This window comes from Paenibacillus hemerocallicola (assembly GCF_006265175.1).
Classification (GTDB): domain Bacteria; phylum Bacillota; class Bacilli; order Paenibacillales; family NBRC-103111; genus Paenibacillus_AB; species Paenibacillus_AB hemerocallicola.
The window spans coordinates 1-15192 of sequence record NZ_VDCQ01000053.1 but is presented as its reverse complement, the minus strand read 5'-3'; the positions used below and the strand labels follow the sequence as shown (position 1 = coordinate 15192).

General features: G+C 55.6%; 11 protein-coding genes. 8 read left to right on the top strand and 3 right to left on the bottom strand.

The window, feature by feature from the left end; all coding sequences use genetic code 11:
• Nucleotides 1-14: 14 nt before the first annotated feature.
• Nucleotides 15-1838: a DUF4838 domain-containing protein gene (locus FE784_RS28780; RefSeq protein ID WP_176706595.1), complete on the top strand. Its 1824-nt coding sequence runs from the start codon at nucleotides 15-17 to the stop codon at nucleotides 1836-1838.
• A 146-nt stretch (nucleotides 1839-1984) separates the two neighbouring features.
• Here FE784_RS28780 and FE784_RS28775 read toward each other — a convergent pair whose 3' ends face one another.
• Nucleotides 1985-3265, bottom strand: a complete 1281-nt coding sequence (locus FE784_RS28775) for an ABC transporter substrate-binding protein (RefSeq protein WP_139605708.1) — start codon at nucleotides 3263-3265, stop codon at nucleotides 1985-1987.
• Nucleotides 3266-3338: 73 nt separating this feature from the next.
• Nucleotides 3339-4424: a LacI family DNA-binding transcriptional regulator gene (locus tag FE784_RS28770; RefSeq protein ID WP_139605707.1), complete on the bottom strand. Its 1086-nt coding sequence runs from the start codon at nucleotides 4422-4424 to the stop codon at nucleotides 3339-3341.
• A gap of 161 nt (nucleotides 4425-4585) precedes the next feature.
• Between FE784_RS28770 and FE784_RS28765 the strand changes: the two genes are divergently transcribed.
• Nucleotides 4586-5479, top strand: coding sequence for a helix-turn-helix transcriptional regulator (locus FE784_RS28765; protein ID WP_139605706.1), 894 nt, complete (start codon nucleotides 4586-4588; stop codon nucleotides 5477-5479).
• 137 nt (nucleotides 5480-5616) lie between these two features.
• Here the strand turns inward: FE784_RS28765 and FE784_RS28760 are convergent, their stop codons facing one another.
• Nucleotides 5617-7572, bottom strand: coding sequence for a methyl-accepting chemotaxis protein (locus FE784_RS28760; RefSeq protein ID WP_139605705.1), 1956 nt, complete (start codon nucleotides 7570-7572; stop codon nucleotides 5617-5619).
• 280 nt (nucleotides 7573-7852) lie between these two features.
• Between FE784_RS28760 and FE784_RS28755 the strand changes: the two genes are divergently transcribed.
• The 6 genes from FE784_RS28755 (at nucleotide 7853) to FE784_RS28730 (ending at nucleotide 14519) form a co-directional block, all read left to right on the top strand.
• Nucleotides 7853-8851, top strand: a complete 999-nt coding sequence (locus FE784_RS28755; RefSeq protein ID WP_246132236.1) for a PstS family phosphate ABC transporter substrate-binding protein — start codon at nucleotides 7853-7855, stop codon at nucleotides 8849-8851.
• A 100-nt stretch (nucleotides 8852-8951) separates the two neighbouring features.
• Entirely contained in the window at nucleotides 8952-9881 is a 930-nt protein-coding gene (pstC, locus tag FE784_RS28750; protein ID WP_139605703.1) for a phosphate ABC transporter permease subunit PstC, read from the top strand.
• Nucleotides 9881-10750, top strand: coding sequence for a phosphate ABC transporter permease PstA (pstA, locus tag FE784_RS28745; protein ID WP_139605702.1), 870 nt, complete (start codon nucleotides 9881-9883; stop codon nucleotides 10748-10750). The genes pstC and pstA overlap by 1 nt, the downstream gene beginning before the upstream one ends.
• Nucleotides 10751-10763: 13 nt before the next feature.
• Nucleotides 10764-11516: a phosphate ABC transporter ATP-binding protein PstB gene (pstB, locus tag FE784_RS28740; protein ID WP_139605701.1), complete on the top strand. Its 753-nt coding sequence runs from the start codon at nucleotides 10764-10766 to the stop codon at nucleotides 11514-11516.
• A gap of 23 nt (nucleotides 11517-11539) precedes the next feature.
• Nucleotides 11540-12199 carry a phosphate signaling complex protein PhoU gene (gene phoU, locus FE784_RS28735; protein ID WP_139605756.1) on the top strand — a complete coding sequence of 220 codons (660 nt, stop codon included), beginning with the start codon at nucleotides 11540-11542 and terminating at the stop codon, nucleotides 12197-12199.
• A gap of 106 nt (nucleotides 12200-12305) precedes the next feature.
• Complete coding sequence (locus FE784_RS28730) at nucleotides 12306-14519, top strand: GGDEF domain-containing protein (protein WP_176706594.1); 2214 nt, start codon at nucleotides 12306-12308, stop codon at nucleotides 14517-14519.
• The last annotated feature ends 673 nt before the right edge of the window (nucleotides 14520-15192 follow it).

Sequence of the window (15192 nt, the reverse complement as noted above, 5' to 3'; positions counted from 1 at the left end):
CGGGAGGAATCATAGTGAAACTGGAAGACCGGAACAACATGACGCATGATTTGGTGCAGGATGGAAAACTAAACGCGGTGCTGGTGGGATCCGCCGATGACAGCGATACGGAGCCGGTGAGGCAGCTGCGGCAAAGTGTCTGGCGCGCAACCGGGGAACAAATGGCAATCGTCGAGCCGGGAAGCGAATCGCTGCGCCGTCTGTCCGAGCAGGTGGTGCGCATTTCGCTGGAAATCGCCGATCTGGATCCGGAACGGTATCAGATCGCGACGGAAGGGAAGCGCCTCGTTTTTCGGGGAGGCTCGGAGGACGCGCTGCTGCGGGGAGTCGTTTATTTCCTGGATCGCTTCGTGGGGGTTCGCTGGCTGTGGCCGGGCGAGCTGGGCACGTATGTTCCCAAGGCGGAAACGATCGGGTTCCCCGACCTGCAGGTGGACGAACGGCCGGATCTGGAGTTGCGGCTGCTTCGCGTGCGGCAATCGGCCCCGCTGGAAGGGAGAACCTGGCTGCGGATACACGGCATGGGCAGCCGCACAAGCTATGCATTCGGCCATGCGTTTACGAAGTGGTGGAGCAAATACGGGCAGGAGCACCCGGACTACTTTGCGAGCCCGCCCGAGGGCCAGCAGCAAGTTCGCGAGGACCGGATCAAGCTGGATATTAGCAACGAAGATATCGATGATGTGATCATACGGGAATGGCGGGAAGCCGGCATGCCCGTCAACTGGAATGTCTCGCCCAATGACGGCAGCGGATTTTGCGTCAGTCCCGGCTGCCTGGCGATGGATGAGCCGCCCGATCAGTCCGTCATGTCCATTTGGCGAGCGGAAGGACAACTGACAGCCCGGTACGTCAAGTTTTGGAATCGGCTGCTGAACAAAATGAGAATGATTCGACCGGATGTTACGCTGTCCACTTATGCATACAGCTCGTATAAGTCGCCGCCCCCTCCGGGCCTGAGGGTGGACGGTTTTATTGTTCAGGTGGTCGGCTTCTACACCGACTACGATCAATGGGAAGGCTGGTCCGGTGCCGGAGCGAAGCTGTTTTTGCGGCCAAACTGGTGGCACACCGGGGCGATCGCGCCGAATCTGCCTTTGCATGCCCAGGGCGAATTTTTCAAGTTTGCCCGTCAGCGGAATATGCTGGGCTTTGATTTCGACACCTTGTTCGGCTATTGGGCTACGCAAGGGCCGAATTACTACTTGATTGCCCGGATGTCGACGCGTCCGGACTTGTCGGTAGAAGACGTGCTGGATGAATATGCGAGCGCGTTCGGTCAAGCGGCGCCGGTCATCCGGACTTATTTGGCGTATTGGGAACGATTTGCGGAGGAAGCCGGATTCAACATCCAGATTTACCCGAACGGAAATTATGCCCGGCTGGCCCAGCAATATGATCTGCCCCGGTCGACGCTGAACGGCGCCTGGTATATGCTGCCCTACCTGATGACGGACGCGGTGATGGCGGAGGCGGAAGCGATCCTCGATCGGGCGGTGAAGGCGGCGGGCGCCGAGGATGGGGAGGCGCAGCAGCGGATCGCGTTTTTGCGCGAGGGACTTCGCCATATGGCGGCGACCCGGGAGGTGGTGCGTTACGGTTACGAGAAAAGCAGGCCGGAAGGCGCGACCAAGGAGCAGTATGTACAAATGCGGCAGCAGCTCGACGCCAAGCGCAAGGAATGGTCCGCCAAGCATGTGATCTGGTATGAGTCGCTGGCGGAAGCGGAGAACATGCGAGGGATTCCCACGCATGAATCGCGCACGACCGGCTGGAAAGAAACGGACTCGAAAGGACTTGGTGGCAAGGAAATGGACGAGCGTTTGCTGGGATTGTAGAGCAAGTCCTTCAGCGATCCATAGGCAAAAACGGCCAGCCGGGATGTTCCGGCTGGCTGTTTTTGCGGTACGGGCTTTGCGGCGCGGGCAGAACTCGAAAGCCGCGTTTGTCCGACGGCAATTTCGCTCTCCGCTCCGGGTGCGGTCTAACGGACAAGACTGGAAATTTGGAGATGAATCGATTCCTCCGCCTCGCGCAGAGCGGTGTTGACGTCTTTTTGACCGGTATATACGGCCGGGAGCGCTTTTTTCCACAGCTCGTCTTTGGCGATGCCGTCATAAGGGGTAGCCCGGATCGGCTTGCCGACGCCTTCTTTGAAAAAGGCCGCTATATTTTTTTGCTCTGTTCCTTCGATTTCCGACGCGAACGCCCGGATGGCGGTTTGATCGTTGATGATCGGCATGCGGCCGGTGCGCGATTTGTGCAGCTGCACCTCCGGAGAGAGCAAATAGGCCATGACCCGGAACGCCTCCTCCTTATGCTTGCCCCCGACCGGAATCGAGTAAAAGGGAGCGATCAGCTGCGATCCGCTGCCGGCCGCGCGGTCAAATACCGGCACGGATATAAGGTCCCAATCGAGGCCGGCTTCGGCCGCCGCCTTGGCCACTCTCGCCAAAATATTCGGCCCGACGCGCATCGCCACATTCTGTTTATCGGTGAAACCTTCTGTATCCGAAACCCCGTCGTATTCGTTGCCCGGGATCAGGTAGAAGCGGCCCATGCCCTCCAGGAACGCTTTCCATCCGTCGCCGTTGACAAGCGCTTTTTTGGTCGCGGGGTCCACGAGCGGCAGACCGAGTTGGTTTTTCCAGGTCAAATTTTGTTGCTGGAACTGGAAGCCCTTGTACTGCACGCCGCCTTCCATTTTGGTCAGACGCTTGGCAAGCTCATAGGTTTCTTCCCAGGTCATGCCGTCTTTCGGAAAGGATACGCCAAACTTGTTGAAAATGGTTTTGTTGTAAAACAGCACATTGGCGTTAAGCTCGTAAGGCAGCGCCAGCATCTCCCCTTTGTCCGAGTAGCTGCGCATCGCCTCCGCGACTCCGGGCTGAAACGTCGTCAGGTCAAACTTTTGCGCGTTAATAAACGGCGTCAGGTCGGACATCAGCTGCAGATCGTACAATTTCCAGATGGACCCCATCGAATGATTGATCAAGTCGAGCTGTTGTCCGCTGCTGACGACATTTTCGATTCGCGTGTCCTTGCCGTTTTTGATGATTTCCAGCGTGATATGCGGAAATTTCTTCTTCACCAGCTCCTGCTCGATATCAATGCTGGCGCTGGCATCGGTAAAGACGTGAAGCGTTACCGGCTTCGGCTCCCTTTCCTGCGAAGCGCTTTCCGGATTGGCAGCGCCTTCATTTTGATCGGAACAAGCCGACAGCACGATCAAAACGCCGGCAAACAGCAGAAAGCTTTTGTTCATTTGGCTCAACTCCCCTTTTGTCGAATAGACGGTACAGGGCTATTATAACGAGCCGATTGCCGATCGGGCTTTGTCATTTAGCACGATCTTTTTGTGATCGGGCAGAGCGGTCGGCTCGAATTTGCCGCACCGTGTTGCCGTTGACAAACGTTCCTTGCAAATAAATATGCTCGTAGGGCTGCGACGGATTGGCCAGACGCCAAAGCATCCGCTCCGCTCCCCGCATGCCTGTTTCGTAGATGGGCAGAACCGGTCGGGACAGTTGCGGAACGAACGCGTCTTCTTCATGCTGGATGCTGACCAGCGAGAGATCGCGGGGAATCGATTTGCCGATCGAGCTGCAAACATGGTAAATCCAGGCGGCGTGCTGGTGAACGCCATTCAAAATCGCGGTCGCATCACTGTCGGCGAGATGCTTTTGCACATTGCGCACCCAGCTTCCTTTGCCGCTGAATCCGGCGGTAATGTGCTGTTCCGGCGAAACCGGAAGACCGGCTTCCCGCATCGTGTCCGAAAATGCTTCCCATCGCAAGCCGAATCCGCGAAATCGGCTTGTATTGCCGATGTATACAATGCGTCGGTGTCCGTTGTCCAGCAAATGCCGGACGGACTGGCGAACAGCCCCCTCGATATCCCATATAACGCAATCGACCTCCGGGTCGTCTGCCGGAGGAAAATTAAACAAGATGCGGGGGAGCGGCAGGTGAAGCAGCATCTGCTCCACCTGCGGCAGGATCATGGGGAGAAGAAACAGTCCGTCCGCAAACGCGAGGTCGTGCTGCTCGGCCCATAACTCGATCGCCGCTTGGCTGTTCAAGGCCGGAGGTAGCATGACCATTTCGCCGGTATGCCCGTGTTCCGCGAGCTTTTCCTGCACGCCCTGGAGCAGCAGCTGGTTTAGCCGGGAGGCGCTGGCGTCGGAAGTAACGATTAATTTGAATCTCCGCTTGTTCAGCGGGTAGAGCGGGATATGATCGACATTCAGGCTATGCAGCTGGGCTTTGGTACGATAGCCGAGCCTTCTCGCGGCAACCGCGACTTCATGCCGGGTTTCTTCGGACATGCCGGGCAAGCCGCGCAGCGCCTTGGAGACCGTATGGAGCGAGAGCTGCAATTCGTCGGCAATCATTTGCAGCGTGATTTTCTTTTTTTGAGTCATCGGATGTCCCTGCCTTGTCGGCTTATTTTTTTCATCGTACGGAAATTGAAACCAAATTACAACTAAAATTCAAATAAAAATGTAAGTATAATGAGGAAAAGCAACCGATTTCTGTAGTGTCAATTTCCTTTTGAGATTTGGTATGAAGGGCGTGACAACCAATGAAATTGATTAGCGCACATAGGGAACGGATTGTGGATAGGGAAAGGGTCTTCGATATTGTACGCATGCTGCAATTTCGTTATTTCGAACTGCCTGCCGATGTTTTCGAGAGCAAGCTGCCGCCGGCTTGCTGGGAGATGCTCTATCTCGATCAGGGCGAGGCGCTTCTCGTTTCCGGTGAGCAATCGTTCCCGCTCAAACTGGGCACGCTGCTCGTTCACCGTCCCGGAAGCGCATGGCATGTGACGGCGGAGAAGCAGTGCGCGCCGAATGTGCTGGTCATCCGCTTTCAATGCGGGTCGCCTGCGATGGAGCTTTTGAAAAACAAAGTATGGGGGCTTGGCGATGCGGAGCTGAAGATTTTGAGCGAGATGATGCGGGAAGGAACGCCTGTTGCCGTTGCGCCGGTGCGGACCAGAAAATACGGTCACGTGTTTCGGCCCGGGATCGGCAGCGCACAAATGTTGAAAAACCAGCTGGAGATGCTGTTTATTCGTTTGCTGCGCATGCAGGCCGTTTGCGAGGCGGACAGCAAGCTGTCGTCGGTGCAGAAAGAGCGGTATGAGAGCGGAATTGTCCAAAGTATGGTCCGCTTTATCGAGCAGTCTGATTTGTCGGAATTGTCGCTGGAACGCATCTGCCAACGGTTTGCCTTCAGTCGCAATCATCTGGGCGTGATGTTCAAACGGACGACGGGATACGGCGTGATGGAGTATGTGCGGGAATTGAAAATTGCCAAAGCGAAGTCGATGATTCGCGAAGGCTTATGCAGCTATACCGAAATCGCCGAACGGCTCGGTTATTCCAGTGTTCATTACTTTTCTAAAAATTTCAAAAAGTGGACGGGGACAGCCCCCTCGGAGTATGCAAAGTCGGTCAAAGCCAGAATCTGAATGGCTGGTATGGGATGGGCCGGGCGATCCCGGTCCGGTGCCGATTTCGGATATGCTCTGCAGCCCTAGCTTCGCCGAACCCAAAAGAAACCGCCCGACTGCGAATGTCGGAGCGGTTTTTTCGGGTTCGGCGGGGATCATACTGTAACGAGCTGCTTCCTTTCTTCCTTTTTCGCTTCCCCCGCCTCCGGATTTCCGTTATCTTCGTCCTGGTATGGCTGCGGGAGTTTGTCCGGCTCGATTCCTTCCCTTGCGAGCTCCTCGGGACTGTCCAAAGACGGCTGCTGCTCTATCGCGATTTCCGATTCAGGGTACGCGTCTGCGATAGCTTCCAAATAGTTGGCGTCGTCAGGCGTCTTGAATTTGCCGATCTCCAAGAACAGGCTCTCGGCGAGGGCGTGCATCGCATCGGCTTGCTCGGCTATTTGCCGCACGGATTCGTTCTGCTCGATCGACGTCGAGTTTACTTCCTGAACGCCTGCGGCTGTTTCCTCCGCAATGGCGGCGACGTGCTGAATGGTGTCGATCAAGCTTTCGTTTCCGGCCTCCGCCCGCTTTACCTTCATATGAATAAGGTCCGTTTGTCCGTGCAGGTCGGCGATGGAGCTTTGGATCGTCCGGAACGCCGACAGCGTATCCTGCACTTTCGTACCTTGCATGCGCGCCGCTTCCGAGGCCGCCTCCATATGACCGCGCACTTCGGTTATTTGCTTTTGCAAGGAACCTATCATGTCGGCGATCAGCTTGGCCGACGATTTGGACTGGTCCGACAGCTGTCTCACCTCATGGGCGATGACGAGGAAGCCTTTGCCGTGCTGTCCGGCCCGTGCCGCTTCGATGGAGGCGTTCAGCGACAATACGTTCGTCTGGTTGGCGATTTCCGATATCGTATGTACGATCTTGCTTATGTTCACCGCGTCCTGCACGAACAAGTCGACGGCCGATTCGGCCCTCTGCAGCATGTCGTCCGCGCGCTCGGCCGCTTGGCTGAGCTCGGCCACCGTGTCGGCGCCGTTTTTCGCTTGCGCGTCCGCCGTCTCGCTGAATCGCTTCATCTCGTCGGCCGAGCGGGCGATATCGCTCACCTCGCGTCCCAGCCCGGCTACCAGATGGGCGCTTTTCTCCGTAAAGGCGGCTTGCAGGTCGGCACCGGCTGCAATTTCACCGATCGCCTTCAATATATCCGCATTGGCTGCGGCGGTTGTCTGGGAAAATCCGCGGAATACGGCGGACCTTCCGTTCAGATCGGTACCGACGCCGCGCAACCGTACGAGCATCCCGCTCACGTTGTCCATCATATGATCAAAGCTTGCGCCGAGCAGGCCGAGCTCGTCACGGGCCGGCGAATCGATCCGGTGGCTCAGATCGCCTTCCCCGATCAGGCCCATTGCCCGCTGCATGCGCTTAATGGGCGTCAGAAACGAGCGAATCAGCATAATCGCGATCGCGACGGCGAGGATGAGGGCGGCAGCCATCGTGCCTGCCGCGACTGTTTTCGCTTCGGCGAACAGCCTGTCCGATTCCGCGACGGCGTGCTCGGCTCCTTCTGTATATTTGACATTAAACTGTTCGACCAGCTCGAAAATGAATTCTTTATGCGTCTGCGACAACGCGTACTGCTGCTCCAGCTGCCGGCTCAGATCATCCCCTGCGGCGGTTTTCGCCTTAAGCGTTTCGAGCGCGGCGTCGAAGGTGGCGGTAAATTCCCCGGAGACGTTGTCCAGCTTTGCCTTCCATTTCCGTTCGTCCGAGCTTGAGGCGGTGTCGCCGATCCGCTTTACGTCCTCTATGAAGAGCTTCTTTACAGCCGCGTACTGCTCCTCCGCGCCGGCTTGTTTCGTGACGACTAATCCCGCATGAATGACGGCAAGCTCCTGAACCTCCTGCTTCAGCCGCATCGCCATCCGGCTTTTTTCCGTTTCCGCGTTCTGTATCGTCACTTGCCGGCCGATTTCGTTTTGCATATGAAGATGGAACGACGCGGTACCGGAGAACATCGCCACAATAACCGCAAAGCTCGCGATCAGCTTCGCCTTCATCGTGACCGAATTCATCCCACGTCTGCCTTCCTTAACAAAACGTTTACGTTTCATCGTTGTCTCCCCTATTCGTATCGTTTTGGCGAAAATTGTCTTTCCCCTTCAACTATAGGAGCCGATCGTTAACGGATGGACCGAGTTCTGTTAACGAAGTGTAAATGTTGCAAACCGCCGTGAAAACGAAAAAACGAGTCGAAAGTCCCGTAACAAAAGTCGAATTATTTTACATTCCGTTTACAAAACATCAAAATTGCGAAAACATATGGCCCTTATTATGAGGATGTGACGGAAACAAACACGAAAACAACAAACAAATCGTTGAGGAGTGGTCAAGTTGTTGAACCAAACGATGCGCAAAGGAACGATCCTGATGTCTTCCGCCGTACTGGCGCTCACGCTCGCCGCATGCGGACAAAAGAACGAGGGAGATACGAAGACTAGCGCAAGCGGCGGTACGGGCGCCACGGCTCCCGCCAAACCGGCAGAAACGAAGCTTACCGGGGAAATCAAAATCGACGGTTCTTCCACGGTGTTCCCGATCTCGTCGGCCGTCGCCGAAGAATTTATGAAGAAGTATAAGGACGTGAAAGTATCGGTCGGCGAATCCGGCAGCGGCAACGGCATCAAGAAGCTGATCGGACTCGAGATCGATATCGCGAACTCTTCCCGCAAAATGAAAGACCAGGAAATAGCCGACCTGAAGGCGAAAAACGACGATACGGTCATGATGCCGATCGCGCTTGACGGAATTACCGTCGTCGTCCATAAAGACAACACATGGGCAAAAGAAATGACCGTAGCCGAGTTGAAGAAGATTTGGGATAAAGACAGCAAGGTGAAGAAATGGAGCGATGTCCGCGAAGGATGGCCTGCCGATGACATCAAGCTGTTCGGACCGGGAACCGCTTCGGGCACGTTCGAATATTTCACGGAAGCGATCAACGGCGTGGCGAAAGTATCCCGCACGGACTACACGGCATCCGAAGACGACAATGTTCTCGTCAAAGGCGTATCCGGAGACAAAAACGCGATGGGTTACTTCGGATTCTCGTACTATGAAGAAAACAAAACGAAGCTGAATGCCGTCGGAATCAAAGTTGACGATGCATCGCCGGCCGTTCTTCCAAGCCATGAAACGATCGAGAAGCTGACTTACAAGCCGCTTTCCCGCGAAATCTACATTTACCCGCTGAAGAGCGCGTTGCAAAAACCGCAAGTCAAAGAATTCATTAAATATTACAACAGCGCGGACGGACAAAAGCTCGTAGAGGAAGCAAAATATATTAAGCTTGCCGCAGACAAATACACGAAAAACCTGGAAGCCGTCAAATAACAATCGCTCTTCATAAATCGTGGTGTCCCGCAAGTACGTCTTGCCGGGACATCACGTTTATCATCTTCTCAATTCAATGCTGTCAGGGGGCTCTTGCAATATGGCGGACACGGAGTTGACCACCGGTATAAGCAAACAATTAAAACGAAAAAAAACATGGTTTTCTTCAGACAATCTGATGCCTACGATTTTGTCGGTTTTTGCTCTCATTTCCATACTGACTACGATCGGAATCGTTGCGATACTCGTTTTCGAATCGATCGGATTTTTTCGGGAAATTCCCTTTCTCGACTTTTTGACCGGAACGAAATGGACCCCTTTGTTTGCGGACCCGGAATTCGGCGTCTTGCCGCTTATTACGGGAACGATGATGATTACGTTGATCGGCAGCGTCGTTGCTTTGCCTTTGGGGCTCGGCAGCGCCATTTACTTGAGCGAATATGCGCCGGACCGCGTTCGCGCGGTATTGAAGCCGGTGCTTGAAATATTGGCCGGGATCCCGACCATCGTTTACGGCTTTTTCGCCTTGACGTTCGTCACGCCGATTCTGAAGTGGCTGATGCCGCAAACGGAAGTATTCAACGCGTTAAGCGCGGGTATCGTCGTCGGCATCATGATTATCCCGATGATTTCGTCGCTCAGCGAGGACGCGATGGTCGCTGTGCCCCGCTCCCTTCGCGCGGCCGCTTATGCATTGGGGTCGACGAAGCTCGAGGTGGCGATCAAAATCGTCGTGCCGGCGGCATTCTCGGGCATCGTCTCCTCGTTCGTGCTGGGACTGTCCCGCGCCGTAGGGGAGACGATGATCGTTACGCTGGCCGCGGGCAATTTGGCGCATATGTCCTATAACCCTCTCGAGAGCATCCAGACGCTGACCGCTTATATCGTTTCGGTCAGTTCCGGGGATACGCAGCACGGCACGGTCGAATATTTGACCATCTATGCAGTAGGCATAACGCTGTTCGTCATCACATTGATCATGAACATTCTCGCAAGCTATATCTCCAGGAAGTTCAGGGAGGAATATTGATGCTCCAGCAGATGGAAACGAAACGGATCATGCAGCGCAAGCGGACGAACAAAGTGTTCCATTCCCTGTTCTTCGTGTCGACGATTATCGGCGTTCTCGCGCTCGTGATGCTGCTCATACAAGTTTTGTCCAAAGGAATCGGGTGGCTGGACTGGGATTTCCTGACCAATTTCTCGTCCCGGAAGCCGGAAAACGCAGGCATTAAAGCGGCATTCGTCGGCACGCTGTGGCTGATGGCGATCACCGCGCCGCTTACTTTTATTATTGGCGTCTCTACCGCAATTTATTTGGAGGAGTATGCGAAGGACACTTGGTTCAGCCGGTTGATCCAAACGAACATCGCCAATCTGGCCGGCGTTCCTTCGATCGTATACGGCTTGCTCGGTCTTACCGTGTTCGTCCGCTTGCTCCACTTTGACAGAAGCATCCTTTCGGGGGCGCTTACGATGACGCTTCTCGTGCTGCCGATTATTATCGTATCTTCGCAGGAAGCGATCCGGGCCATTCCGATCAACCAACGCCACGCCTCATTCGCGCTTGGCGCCAACCGTTGGCAGACGATCGTGCGGGTCGTGCTCCCTTCGGCAATTCCCGGCATTTTGACGGGGGCGATATTGTCCCTTTCCCGCGCCATCGGGGAAACGGCGCCGCTCATCGTCATCGGGGCCGTCTCGTTTATCGCGCATTTGCCGGAAACGTGGTTCGATACGTTTACCGTTATGCCGATCCAAATTTTCAACTGGTCCAGCTTGCCGCAGGCCGAGTTCCAAAATGTCGCGGCCGCAGGCATACTCGTGCTGCTCATCATGCTGCTCAGCATGAACGCCTTCGCTATTTATTTGCGCAATAAATACCAGAAGAAACAATAGGAGTGAATCCGATATGCCTATCGTCGACATCGAACGCCTGAACCTGCACTACAGCGAGTTCCACGCGTTGAAAAACATACAAATGGCCGTAGAGGAAAAGTCCATCACCGCTTTTATCGGTCCTTCGGGCTGCGGGAAATCGACTTTGCTGCGCACGCTCAACCGGATGAACGATATGATCAAGGGGGTGCGCATCGACGGGAAAATCGCCGTCAACGGCACAAACATTTACGATTCCGACGTCAATGTCGAGATGCTTCGCAAAAACGTCGGCATGGTATTCCAGCAGCCGAATCCGTTTCCGAAATCGATCTACGACAATGTCGCGTACGGGCCGCGCATTCATGGCATAACGAAAAAAACCGAGCTTGACGACATTGTCGAGAAAAGCTTGCGCTCCTCCGCTTTGTGGGAAGAAGTGAAGGATTATTTGAAGAAATCGGCATACGGCTTGTCCGGCGGCCAGCAGCAGCGTCTGTGCATTGCCCGCGCGCTCGCGATCGGCCCGCAAATATTGCTGATGGACGAACCGACGTCCGCTCTCGACCCGATTTCAACGCTTAAGATCGAAGAGCTCATTCAAGAGCTCAAAGAACAGTACACGATCGTCATCGTCACGCACAATATGCAGCAAGCCGCGCGCGTATCGAACCAGACGGCCTTTTTCCTGAACGGCGAGGTGGTCGAATTCGCGGATACGGTCAAGCTGTTCTCGAATCCGGAGGATCAGCGCACGGAAGATTACATTACCGGTAGATTCGGTTAATCGGGGGGAACTATAGACTTATGATGACCAAACGTCAAAATTTCGACTCGTCGTTGAACGAGCTGCGCAAGGAACTGATCGACATGGGCGGCAAGGTGGAGCAGGCGATTGTCAAATCCGTCCAATCGCTCAAGGACGGCAATCTCGATCTGGCCCGGGAAGTGATCGCCGGGGATGCGCTCGTGAATGCGATCGAGGAGCATATCGACGATATCGGCACGCGTTTGATCGCGACACAGCAGCCGGTGGCCAAAGATTTGCGCCGGATCCTGATCGCCTTCCGCATGGCGAGCGATTTGGAACGGATGGCCGACCTGGCCGTGGACATTGCCAAGGTGACGCTGCGCATAGGCGAGGAGCCGCTCATCAAGCCGCTCGTGGACATTCCCCGCATGGCCGAAATCGTACAAAAGATGACGCGCGACAGCATCGAGTCGTATGTAAACGAGAACGTGGATCTCGCTTACCGGATGGCAAAAATGGATGACGATGTCGATCATCTGCACAGCCAAATTTTGCGCGAGCTGTTCGTGTTCATGGTCGATAACCCGAAGACGGTCAACCAGTCGCTGCTCATTTGCTTCGTCAGCCGGTATTTGGAACGGATGGCCGATCACGCGACGAATATCGGCGAGAGCGTCGTTTATTTGGTCAAAGGCAAACGCCCCGATTTGAACGCTTGACAGTACAGCTACTGCCGTCGAACCGGAAACGCTTCTTATAACGGCATATCGGGCTTTCCGGTTCGACCCCATACAAGTATGCGGGTGAGGGATGGTCATGCTCGGCTTGAGCAAACAGGAACTGGATTTGATCGCAAACCGGATGCTGAGGGGAATCGCGGGACTCGTCGTCCTGGATATCGCCCGATATCCCGAGCCGGAGGAGTCGGGGGACCGGCCCCTCGGCGAACGGATCATCGCTTACATCGAGTCGGCTTTTGCAGCGTACAGAGTGGAGTGGCCTTCCTTATTTTTGCATAAAACGATCGGTGAAGATTTTTTCTTGTACATAGGATTGGAAGCCGGCATACCCGATGCCGGACTGCACATCCGTGAGGTGGGCATGCAGATCAAGCTGCGGCTCGAGCAGCGGCTGTCCGCAACATTCGGCGAGGACGCCTTGATCTTCCAGATGGGCTGCGCCTATATGATGCCGGCAGACCACGCGGACACGGGCAAAATCGTATACGATGCCGCCAAACGGGCGATCCGCGAGGCGAGGCGTTCATCGGTTCCGCGCTCGGGCGAAAGCGTGTCGAGGACGGAGCGATTTCTGTCCATTCTCGAGAATCAGGCGATACACGCCGTATACCAGCCGATCGTGTCGTTTGCCGATGGAAACGTTTTTGGCTATGAGTCGCTAACCCGCGGACCGAAAGGCTCCGATTTTCAATCTCCGCTCGAATTGTTCAAATTCGCCGAAGGAGAGGGCTTGCTCTACACGCTGGACCGGCTGGCGAGGGAAAAGGCCATCGCGGGCTGCGGCGATTTGCAGAAGGAGCAGCGCGTCTTCATCAATATTCCCGCGCATGTCATCCACGATCCGCATTTTACGCCGGGACGGACGCTCAAGCTGCTGGAGGAGCGCGGATTGTCGCCGCATAACGTCGTATTTGAAATAACCGAACGCAGCTCGATCGAAGATTTTTCGACGGCCAAAAAAATATTGCAGCACTACCGCAGCCAAGGCTATCAGATCGCCATCGACGATGCGGGAGCGGGCTATTCCTCGCTGCAGGCGATCGCGGAGCTGCACCCGGATTTCATCAAGGTGGACCGCTCGCTCATTCACAACATCCAGAAAGACAAAATCAAGGAACATATGCTCGAAACGTTCGTTGCCTTCGCCGATAAAATGAACATCCGGATTATCGCCGAAGGAATCGAGCAAACGGACGAGCTGTACAAGCTGATGCAGATGGGCATTCATTTCGGCCAAGGGTATTTGCTTGCCCGTCCCTCATCGAAGATGGAGCCGATCGAGCCAAGGCTCGTCGAGCAAATCCGTCACCAGCACCGGCTCCGCGGGTCGGGCGGCTTCCCGACGATCGGCGCGATTGCGGCGCCGATCCGGATATTCGAGCCGGGAACGAACATTTCCGAAGCGGCCGGCTTCTTCAAGGAGAACGAAAACGAGCTGGCGGCGGTCGTCGTGTCGGCGGGAGTACCGGTAGGACTGGTCATGCGGGAGAAGCTGTTCCAGCAGTTGGCCGGGCAGTACGGCATACCGCTTTATTGGAACAGGCCGATATACCGCCTTATGGACCCGAGCCCGTTGATCGTGGACGAGCAGCTTACGCTCGATCAAGTATCGCAGATGTCGACTGCGCGCGAGACGAAAAATTTGTACGATTACGTCATCGTAACGAGCGGGGAACGTTTTATCGGAGTCGCCTCCGTCCGTTCGATACTGGAATCGATCACAAAGGTGCGCATCGAGCATGCACGCACCGCCAACCCGTTGACCGGACTGCCCGGCAACCTGCAAATTCAGCGCGAGCTGAACCGGCGCATTATGGACAACCGCGATTTTTCGGTCATTTATGCCGATCTCGATTTTTTTAAATGGTTCAACGACCGGTACGGGTTTCAAAAAGGGGACGAGCTGATCCAGTATACGGCGGAGCTTCTGCGGGAGACATCCGGCCTATACGGGGAGCCGGACGATTTTGTCGGCCATATCGGCGGAGACGATTTCATCGTCTTGTCGCGGACGGAATCGCCGAACCGGCTGTGCGAGGAAATGATCCGCAGATTCGATGCGGGCGTAACCGCCTTTCTCGATCCGACGGAACCGGTCCGGGTGCTGGACCGCGAAGGCAATCGGGTGCAGACGGACCGGGTCAATATTTCCTTGTCGCTGATCGTATGCGAGTGCTGCTCGTCGATCACGGCCGAATACATCTCGAGCGCGGCGGCGAAGCTGAAGAAGCGTGCCAAGGCCCATATGGGCAGCGTGTATTTCCATGAGCGGATCGGGCAGCGGGTCGCGGAATGTTAAGGGGCCGCTGCCTCGATTGACGGCTTGGCAGGGAGCTGACGCGAGTGCGGCGGACTGCGGCGGGGAGACGGAGCCGAGGCGGTGGGGTGGAGCTGAGGCGGTGGGACTGGGCCGAAGTGAGTATGGACGGAGCTGAGGCTGGGGGACGGGGCCGAAGTGGTATGGACGGAGCTGAGGCGGTGGGATGGCTGAGGCTGGGCGAACGTGGCCGAGACGAGACGCGCCCTGTGGCGCGGTGACTGGAGCTTTGGCCCAAGTACGGCCCGTGCCGGAGTGCGAACGGGAGTCGAACGCATTAATACATGGAAAACCTCCAGTTAATAGTTGCTCGGAAGGTCAAAAACAAACTTTACCTGGAAAAAGTACAGCTATTTCATCGTTATGAAGGACAGAAGATGAAAATAGGATAAATAGCTGTATCTTTTCCAGTTATCGGATATGAAAAGTACTGTAGCCAAAGAAATAACTGCATGTTTTCCATTTGCGATCCGGCACTGGAACACCTGAGTCACCGGACCCACCCGACCGGACCAAACCCACCGGCCCCAACCCACCGGACCGAACCGACCTGACCAAACCCCACCGGACCGAACCGACCGGACCAAACCCACCGGACCCACCCGACGGTACCCACCCGACCGGACTCAACCCACTGGCCCCAACCCGACCGGAC